This window comes from Streptomyces sp. W1SF4 (assembly GCF_003950035.1).
Lineage (GTDB): Bacteria > Actinomycetota > Actinomycetes > Streptomycetales > Streptomycetaceae > Streptomyces > Streptomyces racemochromogenes.
In genome coordinates, this window is the sequence record NZ_CP034350.1 from 1353135 (window position 1) to 1369232 (window position 16098).

The 16098-nt window shown below is 73.4% G+C and carries 16 protein-coding genes; 5 read left to right on the forward strand and 11 right to left on the reverse strand.

What is annotated here, in order from left to right; genetic code table 11:
* Positions 1-100: 100 nt before the first annotated feature.
* Positions 101-1735, reverse strand: a complete 1635-nt coding sequence (locus D1J60_RS06375; RefSeq protein ID WP_125820456.1) for an amidohydrolase — start codon at positions 1733-1735, stop codon at positions 101-103.
* Positions 1736-1945: 210 nt separating this feature from the next.
* Positions 1946-2386: an Lrp/AsnC family transcriptional regulator gene (locus tag D1J60_RS06380; RefSeq protein ID WP_164721043.1), complete on the reverse strand. Its 441-nt coding sequence runs from the start codon at positions 2384-2386 to the stop codon at positions 1946-1948.
* Positions 2387-2603: 217 nt separating this feature from the next.
* Between D1J60_RS06380 and D1J60_RS06385 the strand changes: the two genes are divergently transcribed.
* Positions 2604-3053, forward strand: coding sequence for a hypothetical protein (locus D1J60_RS06385; protein ID WP_125602968.1), 450 nt, complete (start codon positions 2604-2606; stop codon positions 3051-3053).
* 7 nt (positions 3054-3060) lie between these two features.
* Here D1J60_RS06385 and D1J60_RS06390 read toward each other — a convergent pair whose 3' ends face one another.
* From D1J60_RS06390 to D1J60_RS06400, 3 genes are all read right to left on the reverse strand, one after another.
* The gene (locus D1J60_RS06390) at positions 3061-4152 is read right to left on the reverse strand and encodes a phosphotransferase family protein (protein WP_125820457.1); all 1092 of its coding nucleotides are present in this window, start codon (positions 4150-4152) and stop codon (positions 3061-3063) included.
* Between the two features lie 28 nt (positions 4153-4180).
* Entirely contained in the window at positions 4181-5314 is a 1134-nt protein-coding gene (locus D1J60_RS06395; protein ID WP_125820458.1) for a hypothetical protein, read from the reverse strand.
* Positions 5315-5475: 161 nt separating this feature from the next.
* A complete protein-coding gene (locus tag D1J60_RS06400) occupies positions 5476-6099 on the reverse strand; it encodes a hypothetical protein (protein ID WP_125820459.1) in 624 nt (207 codons plus the stop codon).
* A 107-nt stretch (positions 6100-6206) separates the two neighbouring features.
* Between D1J60_RS06400 and D1J60_RS06405 the strand changes: the two genes are divergently transcribed.
* Positions 6207-6470 carry a hypothetical protein gene (locus D1J60_RS06405; protein WP_125820460.1) on the forward strand — a complete coding sequence of 88 codons (264 nt, stop codon included), beginning with the start codon at positions 6207-6209 and terminating at the stop codon, positions 6468-6470.
* 20 nt (positions 6471-6490) lie between these two features.
* On the opposite strand, the gene D1J60_RS06410 is transcribed toward D1J60_RS06405, so the two are convergent.
* The 3 genes from D1J60_RS06410 to D1J60_RS06420 form a co-directional block, all read right to left on the reverse strand.
* A complete protein-coding gene (locus D1J60_RS06410) occupies positions 6491-8968 on the reverse strand; it encodes a DUF6185 family protein (protein ID WP_125820461.1) in 2478 nt (825 codons plus the stop codon).
* A 100-nt stretch (positions 8969-9068) separates the two neighbouring features.
* Positions 9069-10241, reverse strand: coding sequence for an acyl-CoA dehydrogenase (locus D1J60_RS06415; RefSeq protein WP_125602972.1), 1173 nt, complete (start codon positions 10239-10241; stop codon positions 9069-9071).
* A 157-nt stretch (positions 10242-10398) separates the two neighbouring features.
* The gene (locus D1J60_RS06420) at positions 10399-11091 is read right to left on the reverse strand and encodes a TetR/AcrR family transcriptional regulator (RefSeq protein WP_125820462.1); all 693 of its coding nucleotides are present in this window, start codon (positions 11089-11091) and stop codon (positions 10399-10401) included.
* Between the two features lie 107 nt (positions 11092-11198).
* Between D1J60_RS06420 and D1J60_RS06425 the strand changes: the two genes are divergently transcribed.
* Positions 11199-11813, forward strand: a complete 615-nt coding sequence (locus D1J60_RS06425) for a DUF6230 family protein (RefSeq protein WP_164720851.1) — start codon at positions 11199-11201, stop codon at positions 11811-11813.
* Positions 11804-12754 (forward strand): DUF6114 domain-containing protein, encoded by a 951-nt coding sequence (locus tag D1J60_RS06430; protein ID WP_206436490.1) that lies wholly within the window; start codon positions 11804-11806, stop codon positions 12752-12754. Before D1J60_RS06425 ends, D1J60_RS06430 begins: the two co-directional genes overlap by 10 nt.
* A gap of 32 nt (positions 12755-12786) precedes the next feature.
* On the opposite strand, the gene D1J60_RS06435 is transcribed toward D1J60_RS06430, so the two are convergent.
* The 3 genes from D1J60_RS06435 to D1J60_RS06445 form a co-directional block, all read right to left on the reverse strand.
* On the reverse strand, positions 12787-12939 hold the full coding sequence (locus D1J60_RS06435; protein ID WP_125820463.1) for an SCO1431 family membrane protein: 153 nt from the start codon (positions 12937-12939) through the stop codon (positions 12787-12789).
* Between the two features lie 138 nt (positions 12940-13077).
* Entirely contained in the window at positions 13078-13506 is a 429-nt protein-coding gene (locus tag D1J60_RS06440; protein ID WP_125820464.1) for an SPW repeat protein, read from the reverse strand.
* A gap of 106 nt (positions 13507-13612) precedes the next feature.
* Positions 13613-15067 (reverse strand): peptidase C39 family protein, encoded by a 1455-nt coding sequence (locus D1J60_RS06445; protein ID WP_125820465.1) that lies wholly within the window; start codon positions 15065-15067, stop codon positions 13613-13615.
* 113 nt (positions 15068-15180) lie between these two features.
* On the opposite strand from D1J60_RS06445, the gene D1J60_RS06450 reads away from it, so the two are divergent.
* Positions 15181-15816 (forward strand): hypothetical protein, encoded by a 636-nt coding sequence (locus tag D1J60_RS06450; RefSeq protein WP_125820466.1) that lies wholly within the window; start codon positions 15181-15183, stop codon positions 15814-15816.
* Positions 15817-16098: the final 282 nt, after the last annotated feature.

Consider the following 16098-nt stretch of genomic DNA (forward strand, 5'->3'; position numbering starts at 1 on the left):
CGCGCGGAGCGGACGGAGCCGTCCGGTGGGGACGTCCCGTGGTGGGCCCGGCCGAACCTATCCGGGCCGGGCCGCCCGTACCGCACCGGTGCCCGGTGGATCACCCCTGTGGCCGTACGAAAACCTCCCGGCCGCCGACCACCGTCGCCAGGCACACCGGCAGGTCCCCGCCGGGGCTCAGGTCGGGCAGGCCGGGGGTGCCGGAGCGGGGGTCGGTGGACCAGCGGGCGACCCGGTCGTCGGGCGCCTGGACGACCAGTTCCCCGGTCCGCCAGACGGCGTAGTCGGCCGGGGCGCCCGGTACGAGGATGCCCGCGTCGTCGCGGCCCAGCGCGCGCCAGCCGCCGCGGGTGTGGGCGGCGAAGGCGGCCCGTACGGAGATCCGGTGCCCGGGCGTGCGGTGGAAGGCGGCCGCGCGGACCGTGCCCCAGGGGTCGAGCGGGGTCACGGGCGCGTCCGAGCCGAAGGCCAGCGGGACGCCGGCCTTGAGCATGGCGGCGAACGGGTTGAGGGTGCGGGCGCGCTCGGCGCCGAGCCGGTCGGCGTACATGCCGTCCTCGCCGCCCCAGGCCGCGTCGAAGGCGGGCTGTACGGAGGCGGTCAGGCCGAGTTCCGCGAACGCCGCGATCGTCTGCGGGGTCATCATCTCGGCGTGCTCGACGCGGTGCCGGGCGGCCCTGATCCGGGCCAGGCCCACCTTCTCGGCGGCCGCGCGGACGCCCTCGACCACGGCGGCGACGGCGGCGTCCCCGATGGCGTGGAACCCGGCCTGCAGGCCCGCCTCGGTGCAGGCGGCGACGTGCTCGGCGACCTCGGCGGCGTCCAGGTAGCCGGTGCCGGTGTGCGGGGCGTCCGCGTACGGGGCGTGCAGGCAGGCGGTGTGCGAGCCGAGGGCGCCGTCCACGAACAGGTCGCCGGCGGCGCCGACCGCGCCGAGCTCCTCGGCCAGGGCGAGGTCCCGGTCCGCCCAGTAGCCGTGGACGCGCGGCCCGGGGTGCTCGGCGGCCAGGGCCAGCAGGCCCGTGAAGTCCTCGGCGGAGGAGATGTCGGGCCCGCCGCACTCGTGCACCGAGCCGATGCCGAGGGAGGCCGCCCGGTCCAGGGCCGCCCGCTGCGCCTCGGCGCGCTGGGCGGGGGTGACGGCGGCGAGCGCGGCCCGGCGGACCGCGTGGTGGTCGTCCTTGGTGAGCGGCACGTCGTCGCCGTGCGGGTGCACCTGGGGGACGAGGTCCAGCAGGGCCGTGGTGACCACCGCGGAGTGGACGTCGACGCGGCTCAGGTAGAGCGGGCGGCCCCCGGTGGCCTCGTCGAGCTCGGAGCGGCGCGGGGCGCGGCGCTCGGGCCAGCGGGCGGCGTCCCAGCCGTGCCCGAGGAGCACCCGGTCGGCGGGCCGCCGGCCGGCGTACGCGCGGACCAGCCCGAGGGCCTCGGAGAGGGAGCGGGCGCCGCTCAGGTCGAGGCCGGTGAGGGCGAGACCGGTGGAGGTGGTGTGGACGTGGGCGTCGGTGAAGGCGGGCGTGACGAGCGCCCCTCCGAGGTCGACGACCTCGTCCACGCCCTGCGCGAAGGCGTCGGCGGCGCCCTCGGAGCCGACCCAGGCGACGTGGCCGCGCTCGACGACCATCGCGGTGGCGAAGGGGTCGGCGGGGCTGTGCACCTCGCCTCCGCGCAGGAGGACGGTTCGGGAGGGCGGGGTGGCTCCGGCGGCTTCGGCGGAGGGGGTGCGGTCGGTCATGGGGACCAGTCTCGCCCCTCCGCTCGCCGCGGATCTCCCCGGGTGGGGTGGGGGTGCCGCTGCGCGGGCCGGTCCCCTACCCGCCCTTCCACCGTTCCCAGGGGCTCCGCCCCAGACCCCGCGCCTCAAACGCCGGCGAGGCCGGAGCGGGGCGGGGGTGGGTGGGGCGCCTCGAGCGCCGGCGGGCTGGATTCGCGGGGCCGGGATCGGCTAGACGCGCGGCGGGCGGGCTTCGTAGGGGGTGCTGAGGACGACCGTGGTGCGGGTCGAGACGTGGGCCAGGGCGCGGAGGCGGCCCAGGAGGTCCTCCAGTTCCAGCGGGCTGGCCACCCGGACCTTGAGGATGTAGTTCTCGTCGCCGGCGACGCTGTGGCAGGCCTCGATCTCGGGCACGCCGGCCAGCCGGTCCGCGATGTCGTCCGGCGCGCTCGGGTCGAACGGCTTGACCGAGATGAAGGCCGTCAGCGGGAGCCCCACGGCCTCGGGGTCCACGACGGCCGCGTACCCGCGGATGACGCCGCGCTGCTCCAGCCTGCGTACTCGCTGGTGGACCGCCGACGTGGACAGGCCCGTGGCCTTGCCCAGGTCCGTGTAGCTCATCCGCCCGTCCCGCACGAGCAGATCCACGATCTGGCGGTCCAGCTCCTCCATTGCGCTCATAGCCGCACAACCTATTGCCCCGAACGGCTTCCGGCACAGCGGTGTCCACGCAGAAGTGGCACCTGCGGCGGGCATGTGACCAAAGCCACAGGCGTGTACGGGCGTACATCCCGCTCTGGTGGTTACTCGTGCCGCGCGGCGGGAAGTGCTTGGTGTGGCCGTGGCCGAAGTACCTGCCCGCCCGGCCCACCCAAGGGGGAGTACATCCATGCTGAACACCAAGCGCGCCGGTCGCACCGAACCGGAGCCCCTGGAATCCGTCGAGACCGGCTACGCGGACGACGGGGAGTACCTCGAACCCGGCGACGCCGAGTACTTCGAGGTCCGCCACGCCGTCTGCCCGGACTGCGGGCAGTCGATCGCCCTCGTCGCGGACGAGGAGCACCTGCCGCAGCACGCGCTGTGCCTGACCCCGTGGAACCCGTTCGGGCTCACGGTGTGCGCCGGCACCGGCCGCCCGGTCTCCGACGCCCTGCCGACGCTGGGCGCGCTCCTGCCGGAGCAGCAGGAGCTTGAGGCCATCGTGCACCTCGCCCTGCCCCAGGGCCTGGACTGGCGGACGCAGCCGTTCTCGCACGTCGGCGGGCCGGGCTCGCGTCCCGTGCGGCCGGCGGCGGCCGCGCCGCCGAGCCGGAGCCAGCACGCGCAGGCCGCCTGATCGGCGGCTACCAGTAGGTGCCCTGCACCATGCCGGCCAGGCTGGCGTGGTGCAGGATCAGCCCGTCGGGGTCGGCGGGGACCTCCACCTCGCCGAAGTGCGCCTGGCGGTAGGCGATGCGCAGCATGACGATCCCGTGCCGCAGGGCCGCGTACAGGGTGTGGAACTCCATGTCCCTCGGGGTGTGCCCGGTGAGTTCGGCGTAGCGGCGTTCCAGGTCCTCGCGGCGCAGGAAGCCGGGCAGGCCCGGCTGGCCGAAGCTCACGGTCAGGTCCTGGAAGAACCGGTGCAGGTAGACGGTCCAGCCGAGGTCGACCTCGCGCGGGGCGTAGGCCGCCATCTCCCAGTCGAGGACGGCCGCCGGCCGGAAGCCGTCGTAGATGACGTTGCCGATGCGGGCGTCGCCCCAGTTGAGGACCGGTTCGCCCTCGTCGGCGGGCCAGAGTTCCTCCAGCCGGTCGAAGGCCCGCTCCAGCAGGGGCGAGCGCGCCAGCCCGGCCACCACCCACTCGTAGTAGGCGCGCTGCGCGTCGACGTGGCGGCGCAGCGGGCTGCCCTCGCCGTCCGGGAGCAGGAACTCGGCCTCCTTCGCGGGGAACCGGTCGTGCAGCCGGGCGAGGAGGGAGATGCTCGCCTCCTGGAGTTCGGCGCGCTCGGCGTCGGTGGCGGAGTGCAGCCAGTTCCCCTCGTAGGTGTAGGGCATGACGTCGGGCGGTACGCGGCCCTCGGCGCGGGCCATCACGAAGAACGGCGCCCCGAGCGGGGCCGGGTCCTCCTCCAGCCACAGCACGCGCGGGACGGGCAGGTCGGTGTGCTCGGCGACCAGGCTCATCACGCGGTGCTGGCGGGGCATGTCGTAGGTGGGGAAGACGGTGTAGGCGGCCGGGTCGGCGGCCAGCCGCAGGGCGCAGGCGCGGACGGGGGCGTCGGGGTGCTCGATGTCGAAGAGCAGGGTCTCGCTGGACATGCCGTTGGAGCCGGGGACGGTGGTGTTGACGACCTTCGCGCCGGGGAGCCGGCCGTCGAGCCAGGCCGCGAGGCGGCGGCCGAGTTCCTCGGGCTCTCGGGTGGAGGTACGGGGGCGGGGTGCCGTGGCCATGGCCGGTCCTTCCTGTCTCGGGGGCGGGTCAGGGGGCGACGGAGGAGTAGTCGGCGAAGCCGCTGGGGTCGTGGCGGCCGAAGCTGCCGTGTTCGAAGATCCCGAAGCCGGTGCGCCCGTCGAGGGTGAACCGGGCGGAGTGGTCGGTGACGCCGAAGGCGGCCATGGGGTGGGCGGCCGGGTCGGAGAGGTCGTAGGTGCGGCGGTCGGTCCAGCCGCGGCCCTGCCAGGTGCCGTGCTGCCAGTCGGCGGCGGGCGGGTAGCCGGCCCCGACGGCGAGCGGGGAGGAGTTCAGGATCTCGACGCCGAGTTCGAGGGGTTTGCGGGAGGGGTCGGCGAGGTGGACGACGGCGCGCTCGGGGTGGCGGGTGCCGGAGCGGTAGCCGATCTCGGTCTGGGGCCAGCCGAGCTGTACGTCGTGGCGGCCGCTGTCCTCGGGGAAGACCTGCACGGCCTCGTTGAGGGTGCGGTGTCCGTCGGCGTCCTCCTGGACGATGACCATCAGGAAGCGGTCCTCGAAGCGCACGGGTACCCAGAGCCAGTGGAAGCCCTCGGGGCGCATCTCCTCGGCGGCCCGGCCGCCGTCCTCGCCGGGTATCGGGCGCACTCCCCAGCTGCGGTCGCGGGTGCCGGTCCACTCCCCCGGCGTGAGGGTGAACTCCTCGCCGCGGGCCCGGACGGTGCCGGTGACGTTCCCCGCCTGGACGAAGCGGCGGCCTTCGAGCATGAGGCGGTCGCCGCGGCGCTGGACGTGGTGGGGTTCCCAGACGGCGGGGAACTCGGCGGTCCAGGTGACGTCGTACGAAAGGCCGTGCGGGTCCGCCGGATCGGGTGCGCAGCGCAGGGTGAGCTTCTCGAGCGGTACGTCGACGGTGATCGACAGGGGGCCGACGGAGAGGTTCATCCGGTCGTCGGTGAGGGCGTCCGAGGCGCGGACGGCGAGGAGGTCGTCGCCCAGGCGCAGGGTGGCGTAGGCGTCGATGACCCCGGCGTTGGGGTAGACGCCGAGGCCGAGGATGAGGACGGCGCGGCCGGCGTGGTCGAAGACGTGGAAGATGCAGCGGTCGTAGGCGTTCCGGTCGCCGCTGACGTGGTGCTTCATCGACAGCGGGGCCTGGTGGACGGGGTATTCGTCGAGGGCGACGGGGCGGTCCGCGGGCACGGCAAACCTCCTGGGGCGCGGGGGCGGTCAGGGCTGCTGAGCGGATATGACGGTACGTCAGAAACCGTGCCGGGTGCCAGGGTTGCGGCACGCCCTGCCACGGCGGCAAGGCGAGCCACCGCCCGGCTGCGCGAGGCCCCGTTCCGCCCCGCGCGAGGAGGTCAGGGGCAGGTCTCGCCGAACTGGACCACGTTCAGCTCCACCGGCCCGCCGTTGAGGGGGTTGCCCGCCTTCGGGAGCTGGGCGCACACCTGCCAGTTCGTCTCCAGCCGGACCGTCCGGCCCTGGAGGGAGTCCTTCACGGTGACGTTCACGCCGGAGGGCAGGGCGTCCCGGGCCGCCTTCACGGACTTGCGGTAGAAGTCCGGGGTCGCGCCGGCCGCCGCCGACGGCAGCCCGGGGTCCGTGGCGGGGCAGGCCTCTTCGACCTTCACCGCGCCGAAGTCGATCCGGGCGTCGGTGGACGCGGAGCCGGGCCCGGGGCTCTGGAAGCACACCTTCCAGTTCCGGTCGAAGGCCTGGGCGCGCCCGCGGCCCAGCCCGTCGTGCGAGGCGAGGCGGTGGAAGCCGGCGGCCTGCGCCTCGTCCTGCGCGGCCTGGAGCCCCTTGCCGACGAGGTCGGGGAGGGTGCCCTGCTTCGCGGCGGGCGGGGACGCGGAAGCGGGGGCCGAGGCCGGGGCGGAACCGTTCGAGGCCCCGCCGGAGGGCTTCGCGTCCTGGCAGCCGGTGAGCGCGAGGAGCGCGGCGGCGGCCACGACCGCCGGCCGGGTGTGATGTGTACGCATCAGCCCATGATCGCCACCATCCGGGCCCGCGGACAGTGGGAAGGGTCGAACAGATGGGCGCGGACCGGGCCGGGTTACCCCCGTGCCGGGTCCGGCGTTGGCGGTGCATGACCACTCTCGAAACGCCGTCGGCGAGAGCGGGGCGCAGGCGGCGTCCCACCGCGCCGGGTTACGAAGAATCGGTTCAGCGGACGGTCCCGGCCCCGGGCGGCCAGCACGGCCGGCCGCGCCACCCCGACCCGCCCATCTACGGCGACCTCCTCGCCCGCTGGGCCGCCGACGGCCGCACCCTGCCGGGACGGCGCGACCCGGAGTGGTCCCGCATCGCGTCCTCCCCGATCTGGCCGAGCGGGCCGCTGTACGAGTCCTGAGCGGGCGCGCGTCCGCGGGTTCACCGGGATGGGGGCATCATCGGGCCTCCTTCGCGCAGCGTCTTCCAGATGGTGGCGAGCGCAAGGAGCTGCGCCAGGCAGAACGCTACCGAGGCGAAGCGCATCTGGTAGACGTACGCGACGAGGCCGGCGCTGGTCTGCCAGTAACGCCGCTCGCTCTGGAAGGTCTGCACGTCCATCACCAGGCCGGTGAACGTCATGACCGAGGCGAAGGCGGCCATGGCCGGGTTCGTCCCCTCCATGCTCTGGCCGATGGTCTGGGCGATCACCTGGTGGGCGAAGACCGGAACGGCGAACGCGACGGCGACTCCGAACGCCTTGCTCGGCCCGTGGCGGCCGGGGAGGTCGCGCCAGAGCGCCCCCAGGAAGAACCCTCCGGCTACCCAGGTGGACTGCCAGAAGAGGATCTCGGCAAGGATCTGGAGGAAACCGCCGCCGTACCGGGTGGTCACGACCCACGATTCGTTCCGGATCATCTCTGTCCAGTACATCAGGGCCGTAGCGGGCAGGCCGACCCAGCATGCGACGAGCGCACCCCGGCAGGCATTGCCCCACCAGGTGACCATGGGCCCGCAGGCGAACGGCAGGTCAACCGGCCGCACCCCCTCCGGCAGACACCGGTCCAGCTCGTCGATCTCGTGCTCGATCGACTCCTGCGTGGGAGTCCGTTCGCCCGACTGCCCGGCGCCCGCGCGCTGCAGCCGCGACTGAAGGTGTCGGAAGCGTCTTGCCAGGCGCAGCAACTCGGAACGGTCGGTCCTCGAGACGGTCTTCCCCAGCGGAGCGTTGTCCGCCGACGGCTGCTCCAGCACGGACCGGGACTGCCCCAAGGCGAGCAGGCCCCAGGCTGCCGCAAGACTGACGATCAGGATGACGATGTCGCCCGAGAAGCCGTAGTACACGGCATAGCTGGGCACCGCCGTGAGGACGAACAGCGCCACCAGCAGGAACTTTTCGGCTTGGTCGGGCGTGAACGCGTCTTCCGCGCGCTGTTCGGAGCGGCAGACCCGGAGCGCCCCCACCAGGGCCAGCGCGTTCAAGTAGGATGCGACAGGCGTCAGGTTGTAGAGAGCGTCCTGGGGAAATTCCCACCAGCGCGCATCGTAGAAGACCGCCCATTGCTTCCTGTACTCCTGCCAGCCGGGGTCGGCGAGCCACGTGACGTGCTCCCAGTACCGCTGAGAAGCGACGAAGGACCACAGGACCGCCGAGGCCGCCACCACGAAGGAGACCGCCACCACCAGCCGGCGCGGCAGGCCTCCGTCACCCATGAGCAGGGCTCGCTGTCCGAACGAGACCAGCCCGAGGACGCATACGAAGACGGCCGCCAGAAGGACCAGCGGCACGATCCAGGAGCCGGGCGGCTGGATCGTGGCGTCGCTGCTGGTCAGCAGCGTGGATTCGGACCATTCGACATAGACACAGGCTGCCGCCAAAAAGAGGGTGAAAGCGGACGCCCCGATGAGGAAGGCCTTCCCCACCCTGCCCAGGAAGCACAGGACGAGCCCGAGCACCAGCAGGGTGAAGAGCCAGACATCCGACTCGTAGTTCTTCGCCCAGGACATCTGTCGGCTGATCAAGCGGAAGGCGTTGTCGCCCAGGTAGACCACGACGACCAGCAGCGCCTGCAGGAGCACCCAGGTCCTCATCAGCTTGAGCGACCCTTCCTCCCTCGGCGTCATATCGTCCCCCAGACTTCGCCGGAGACTTCTGACACTGAGCAGCAGCAGCACGCTCGCCTCCAGGTACCAGACGACACCCGAGGCGCTCTGGAGGCCGAAGGTCTCCCAGAACTCGCCCGTCGTCCAGGTGATGGCGCTCCACTGCTGGGGCGCGGGCGGGCGGAACACCACTCGGAAGGCCTGCTCGCCCTTCAGGTTTCGCCACCGCAGCTCGGTGCCCTTCTCGCCGAAGGCCGGCGCCGGAGTGACCGACATGGCACCGGGGCCACCCAGCCGGACCTGCACGTCTTCCCAGGTGGCCCGGGCGAGGTTAGCGGGCGGCCGCAAGGCGATGGTCCACTCGTTCCTTTCCGCGCCAAGCTGCCAGGGCCCCACGGGAAACGTGCCGAGCGACCCGACCCATGCGACGGCCTCGTAGTGGACGGTTGTCCAGGTGCCATCCGCCGTCACCGTCAGCGGCTTGAGACGCTGTTCCTGGTCGTAGACCTGCTTCTTGTTGACCTTGCCCAGCAAGCAGCGCAGCGCTGAGCGGTAAAGCGGGGAGCGCGGGTCCAGGAGCAGGTCGGGGGCTGGCCCCCAACCGTTTGGGACCCGGATCTCCATCACGCTGGTGAGGAAGGTGTCGTCACGGCCGCGGTGGTCGAAATCCGCCGATGCCGTCACCTTCGCCCCGCCGAGCTGGTCCGCCCGGCAGGGGTCCGCCGCGGCCCGGGCCCCCGGGGCCTGGACGGCCAGGAAGGCGAGCAGCAGCAGTACGTACGGCAGGAGCAGCCCGGAGCGTCTGAGGCGGGTCACCGGCCATGATCTTCTCCGGCGGGCCCGTACGGCTCCCGGCGACACGGCAGAACCCCCGCGGGTTCAGCCCGGCGGCCGAGAGCCTTTCACCCGTCCGGCGTCAGCGGGTCTCGGGGCCGGCCAGGTGGCGGGCGATGACCATGCGCTGGATCTGGTTGGTGCCCTCCACGATCTGGAGGACCTTCGCCTCGCGCATCAGCCGCTCCACCGGGAAGTCCGCGGTGTAGCCGTAGCCGCCGAGGATCTGCACCGCGTCCGTGGTGACGGCCATGGCCGCGTCCGTGCAGAAGAGCTTGGCCATCGCCGCCTGCCGGGAGAAGGGCTTGCCCGCGTCCCGCAGCCGCGCGGCCGCGAGGTAGAGCGCCCGGCCCGCCTCGATCTTGGTGGCCATGTCGGCGAGCATGAAGCGCAGCCCCTGGAAGTCCGCGATGGGGTGTCCGAACTGCCTGCGGCCGAGGGCGTACGAGACGGCCTCGTCCAGAGCCGCCTGGGCCACGCCTATGGCGCAGGCCGCGATCCCGAGCCGGCCGGCGTCCAGGGCCGCCAGGGCGATGGTGAAGCCCTGCCCCTCCTCGCCGATCCGCCGGGAGTCGGGCACGCGGACGCCGTCGAAGTGCAGCTGGGCGGTGGGCGAGCCCTTCATGCCCATCTTCTTCTCGGGGACGGCCGCCGTCAGGCCGGGGGCGTCGCCGGGGACGAGGAAGGCGGTGATGCCCTTGGCGCCCGGGGCTCCGGTGCGCGCGAGGACGGTGTAGAAGTCGGCGACGCCGCCGTGGGTGATCCAGGCCTTGGTGCCCGTGATCACCCAGTCGTCGCCGTCCCGGACCGCCTTCGTGGTCAGCGACGCGGCGTCCGAACCGGCGGCCGGCTCGGAGAGGCAGTACGCGCCGAGCAGTCCGCCACCGAGCATGTCGGGCAGGTGCGCCGACTGCTGCTCCTTGGTGCCGTAACCGGCCAGGCCGTGGCAGGCCAGCGAGTGGACGCTGACGCCGAGGCCGACGGTCAGACGGGCGGCCGCCAGCTCCTCCAGCACCTGGAGGTAGACCTCGTACGGCTGCTCGCCGCCGCCGAACTCTCCGGCGTACGGGAGGCCGAGCAGGCCGGCCTCGGACAGGAGGGTGAAGACCTCGCGGGGGAACCGGCCGGTCTCCTCCTCGTCCGCGGCGTGCGGGCGGATCTCCCTCTGGGCGATCTCGCGTACGAGCGCGAGGAGGTCCCGGGACTCCTCGGTGGGCAGCTGTCGGTCCACCGGCTGCGGGGCGCGGTCGGTCATGGCGGCGCTCTCCTCCCTCGTCGGGCACGGCGGCGACGCGTGAGGTGTGGGACGCGCCGCCGGGTCTCGGTGCTCTCACAGCCGAATGCTGCCCTCCCGGGTTACGGAACGGCTCGCTCAGCGGCTGCGGCGGGTTGAGTATGCCCGATCAGGCGCTTTACGTCACCGGTACATGATTGCCATGATCATTCGAGCCGCTCGCGGCATCCTCGGGGGCCGCTGGAGGAGCCGGACAGTCGGGGACGAACTCCTCGATCACGGTCAGCGTCGCCCGCAGCTGTCGCACGAGCAGGGCGGCGAGGTCCTCCCGCCCGGGGCGCGCCGCGGCCGGCGGAGTGCCGATCCAGTCGAGGGTGGCGCCCTCGACCCCGGAGAGCCAGCCGACGAGGGCGAGCCGGGCCAGGGGCGGGACCTCGCGGCGGCCGTAGGCGCCCTCGGCGATGGTGGCGACGAGCTCTTCGCGGACGGAGTCGCGGATGGCCTGCACCTCGTCGTCGGAGCCGACCCCGCCGGTGACGATGGTGCGGTAGGCGGCGCGGTGGTGCTCGGCGTAGTGGAGGTAGCCGTCGATGGTGCGGCGGGCCCGTTCGGCGGCCGGCAGGCCGGTGTCCCCGCCGGCGCGGGCGACGAGGCCGGCGACGGAGTCCTCGACGATCGCGAGGTAATAGCCGCGCTTGCTCTTGAAGTAGTAGTAGACGAGCCCCTTGGCGACGCCGGCCTGGCGCGCGATGTCGTCCATGGAGAGGGCGTCGTACGGGGTGTCGGCGAACAACTTCCGTCCGATGGCTATGAGTTCGGCCCGTCGAACCTGCGAACGCAGGGCCGCGCCGCGCTGTTGACTATTATTCAAATTCAGCCCTAGCCTCGAACCGCCACAGGATTTGCCCGCAGTATGGCAGACCTGCCTGTCGCGCTCCTTTCGCACCGATCCTCCGGAATCCACACGGGAGGCACATCATGGGCAAGGGCAACAGAGCGGCCGTCGAAGGCCGGGTCGACTGGCGGAAGTCGGCGCTCGTCGCGCTGCCGGCGGCCGCCCTGGCGGGGGTGCTGGGGGTGGTGACGGCGCAGGGGGCGCTCGCCGCTTCCTTCGCCGTCTCGGGGACATCCTTCCAGGTCTCCTCCTCCAAGCTGAGCAGCAAGGGGCTCGCCTCCTACGTGCACACCGACCGCTCCGTCGACGGCAAGGGGCACCCCGTCGCGCTGCTGGGCATCGGGGAGGCCACCCTCAGCGACATCTGCCAGTCCGCCGAGGTGGACACCCCGCTGGGGAAGGTCGTGTTCAAGCTGACCGCCGGCGGGCCGGCCGGGAACGTGACCGCCAGCAACCTGGTCATCGACGGCGAGGACCTGGGCGGGGACGCCACCTTCGGCACGGCGCAGATCGGCCGGGACGCCTCCACCCTCGACCAGGTGGACGGGGTGCGGGGCGAGCCCGGCAAGTTCGGGCTCCAGGCCGGGAACATCGAGGTGGTGGGCGTGAAGTCGCACGCCTGGTCCGCGACCGGCGGCAACTTCCGGCTCAAGGGCCTGAAGCTGGACGTGAGCCTGGACGGCGGGAAGTGCTTCTAGGGCCCCTGGCGCCACCTCCACCGCAGCCGCCCGGCCCGCGGGCGCGGCTGCGGGCGTGGCGGCGGACCAGGCCGTTCTGGGGCGGGCTGCTGCTGGTCCTGGGCGGGGCCGAGCTGCTGCTGGTCCCGCTCTCGCCGCTGACGGTGCTGGTCAGCCTCGGGCTGGGCGGGATCGCGGCGATCGGGATCGGGGCCGCGCTGATCGTGGCGGGGCTGTTCCTGTGGTTCCTGCCGCAGGCGCGGGCGTACGTGTCGGTGCACGCCCTGCTGCTGTCGGTGCTGTCCTTCGTGGCGACCAACCTGGGCGGGTTCCTCGTCGGGATGCTGCTCGGGATCGCGGGCAGCGCCCTGGGCTTCGGCTGGACTCCGCTGCCCGGGGGAGGGGACGGAGAGGGGGCCGGGGAGCAGGCGGCGGGCGGGGAGGCGGCAGGTGGGGCAGCACGGCTGGCGGCCGCCGTGCTGCCCGTCGTACTGCTGGCCGCGCTGGTCTCGGGGACCCCGCAGGCGCGGGCGGAGCCGGTCGCGGCGGGGCCGCCGGCGGCGGCCCGTACTCCCCCGACGGTCACCACCTCGCTGTTCGCGCCGCGGGGCTTCGCGCTGGCCGGCGTCACCGAGCTGCCCACGGCGGACGGGCCCCGCAGGGTGCTGGTGCTGAGGATGGCGGCGGCGTCGCTGCGCGACTACCGGCTGCACACCCGCGACGGGCGCGAGGAGTACGCGCTGGCGGCCGACTCCCTGGAGCTGCGCGGGGACGTGACCCTGTACCTGACGAGGTTCAGCGGGTGCATCGAGGGGCTGCTGTGCGTCACCTTCAGCCCCGACGGACTGCCGGCCCCGCCGGTCATCCCGCCGTTCGTGTTCATGACCCGGGTCAGCGCCGAGCAGGCGCTGGTCACCTCGGACGTGATCGCCACGGAGGGGCTGCGGCTGGGAGCCTCGTGACGGCGCCGGGCCGGGTCAGAGCAGGCCGGGGGTCAGAGCAGGCCGAGCTGGGTGACGAACATGGCCACGACGACCACCAGGGTCCAGCCGAGCACGTGCTCCAGCCAGGCGGAGTCTTCCTTGGGGCCGCCCGTGCCGACGAGGCGGCGGGCGCGGGCGGAGAGGGCGGCGGTGTGTGCGGTCATGCCGTCCAATGTGCCAGCATTCGCGGCATTCACGGTATATGACGAGGGTCACTGGTGGCTCCGGTCACGCCGCCGGGCCCCGGCGCCCTCCGGTACGCGGAGGTGCTGCCGGGGCCCGGCGGCGGGATGGGCTCCCGCTCAGGTCGTCATGCGCCGGCGCCCGCCCATGGAGACCATGGCGAGGCCCAGGCACAGCATGACCGCGCCGGTGATGACGTTGCTGACGACACTGCGGGTGGTGTCCATCTCACCGGCGATGGCCCAGGGGGCCACGATGGTCCAGGCGCCGATCGCGACGGCCGTCCAGGCCATCGCGTGCGTGCGCTCGTACGCCGTCCCCAGTCCGCCCATGCACAGGCAGAAGGCCAGACCGGCGATCAGGTTGTTGACGGCCAGCGGGCCCAGCACGCTGAACCCCGCTATCCAGGGCGAGGCCGCCAGATACAGGCCCGAGATCAGGGCCAGCGCCTCCACGGCCTGCGCGGCGGGAGTGCTCGTCACCCGCTCGAACCGAGTCCGCATCTCGGCAAGGTCCGGGTGACGTTCGATACTTGAATGGGTGGTCATGGCGGGCTGCCTCCTAGAGAAGCCTTACACGCCCTTTATGCCCATATTCCGCCCGTTAAGCCACACGGGCGAGCGGACCTTTCCCGCCGGCCGGTCCGCCCGCGCCTCACAGCACCCCGACCTCCCGCAGGGCCCTGACCTGGTCCGCGCCGGGCCTGGCCGGGGCGTAGAGGTAGCAGACGCCGCCGGTGCCCGAGACGGTCTTCCCGGCGGCGTTGCGGCGCTTGGTGCGCAGCCACGCGTTCTCCCACTCCCGGCGCCGGTAGACGCGGCGGACGGAGTCGTTGTCCGGCGAGTTCGGGTCGTTGGCGATCACGTCCCCGGCGGCGGTGAAGCCGATCACCGTCATCAGGTGCCCCGCGGTGCCGTAGCCCGCCCCGGTGAGCTCCTGCGCGAGGAAGGACTGCGAGGTGATGACCGGGATCCCCGCGCGGACCAGGGTCTCCAGGTCGGTCAGGGAGGTCAGCCGGGTCACGACGCCGGCCAGGTCGCGGTAGGTGGCCGCGTAGGCGGCGTTGAAGGGCCAGTTCCCGCAGCCCTTGTACGCGGCGTCGTAGGTGGAGCGGGCGGCGTGGCAGACCTGCGGGTCGGCGTAGTCGCGGCGGACCCAGCCCAGGGAGGCGGCGCTGGGCCTGCGCCCCCAGTACTCGATGATCATCTGGGAGGAGGTCGGGCTGCACCAGGCCTCGCCGCCGTTGTCGTACTCGGGGTACTGGCCGGCGTGGACCTCCTGGGAGTAGCGCGGGACCTTCAGCTCGTGCGCCCGGCCCGAGGGGGCGGCCGCCGGGACGGTGAAGCGGTCGGGCACGGCGGAGGCCATCGCCCCGGCCAGCCAGACCCTGGGGCCCTGCGCGGCGCCGGGCCTGCGGTGGAGGGTGAGGCGCAGCTGCCAGCCGGTGATGCGCAGGCCGGCGGCCGCGGCGGGGGCGTCCACGGCCAGGGTGTCGGTCCAGACGGTGGTGCGGCCGTCGGTCTGGCCGTCGACGGAGGTGCGGCGGATGTCGCCGTCGCCGGCGGCCCAGCGGCCCATCACGTACCAGCGGCCCGAGGTGCCGTCGCCGTAGGAGGGGCGCAGTTCGGTCTGGATCCAGGTGCCGGCCGGGGTGCGGGCGTTCCAGGACGCGATGGCCTCGGTGGCGGCGACGGTGGTGCGGTGCACGGGGGAGGTCCAGGTGGCGTACTCCCAGGTGGACTTCCGGGCCGTGTGCGGGTCGGTGTACTCGGTGCGGCCGGCCGGGGCCGCCATCTCCAGCCCCGGCCGGGCGCCGGCGACGGCGGTGGTGCCTCGGTGGGTGCCGGCCTGCCAGTGGGCGTACGCGTACCAGAACCGGTTGTCGACCGTCCGGGCCGGGGCCGCGCCGGCGGGAGCTGCCGCGGCGGTGTCCCCGGGGACGCCCTCGGCGGGGCTCCGGCCGGGGGCGGCTGCGGCCGGGTCGGAGGGGGCCGGGCCGGAGGCGGCCGGGCCGGAGGCCGCCGAGGCCCGTCCGCCGGGGACGGTGGCCGCGGTGGCGGCGGCGAGGGCGACGGCCAGCAGGGCCCTGCGTGGCGTGGGTGCGGTCATCGGCTTGTTCCCCCAGGGGGTCGGTCTGGTGGTGCGGCTGCTCCACCCTTCCAGTTCCCGGCCGTGCGGCGGCGAAGCCCGGGGCCCGTGTCGGGGGCCCTTACCCTGGCCGGGTGGAGCCACAGCAGTCACTTGAGTCACTCGCACGGGAGCTCGCCGCCCTGCCGCCCTCGCTCGGCCCGGTGCGGCTGATCGGCATCGACGGGCACGCCGGGTCGGGCAAGAGCACCTTCGCGGAGCGGCTCGCCGAGGCCCTGGGCGGCGCCCCGGTGCTGCACCTGGACGACGTGGCCACCCACGAGGAGCTGTTCGGCTGGACGGGGCGGCTGCGGGAGCAGGTGCTGGAGCCGCTGGCCGCCGGGCGGCCCGCGCACTGGGCCCCGTACGACTGGGTGGAGCGCCGCTTCGGTGCCGAGCGGGTGCTGGAGCCGGCGCCCGTGCTGCTCGTCGAGGGCGTGGGGGCCGGGCGGCGGGCGCTGCGGCCCCGCCTGGCACGGCTGCTGTGGATGGAGACGCCTCGGGAGAGGTCCTGGGGACGCGGGCGGAACAGGGACGGAAAGGATCTTTCCGACTTCTGGGACGGATGGGAGCGCGCGGAGCTCGCGCACTTCTCGCACGACCCTTCACGCCCCTTCGCGCACACCTTGGTACACCAGAGTGGTACGGGATACGAGTGGACTTCCGGGGCTTCTGCGACGCCGGGAACGCCCCCTTCCGTCACCGAGCGTCACGGACTCCCCCAGGCCTGAGCGGTCGCGCGCCGACGGCCGGACGGGGCTTCCCCGACCCGCTTGACCCGGGCCCGGCAACCGCCGTACGTTCTGAATGCGCGGTCCGCAAGGGCCGCCGCGGACACGAAGCCCCCGATTGTTCCCCCGTGATCGGGGGCTTCGTTCTGCCCCGGACCGGTGCGGGACGCGTCGCTCCGCCCACCCTTGTTCACCCTGAGTTACCCTGCGCCTGCGGGGTACGCCCACGACCCGTGCCCACCGCACCCTGGGTAAGGTGCGTCACCGCAGGTACGATGCAGC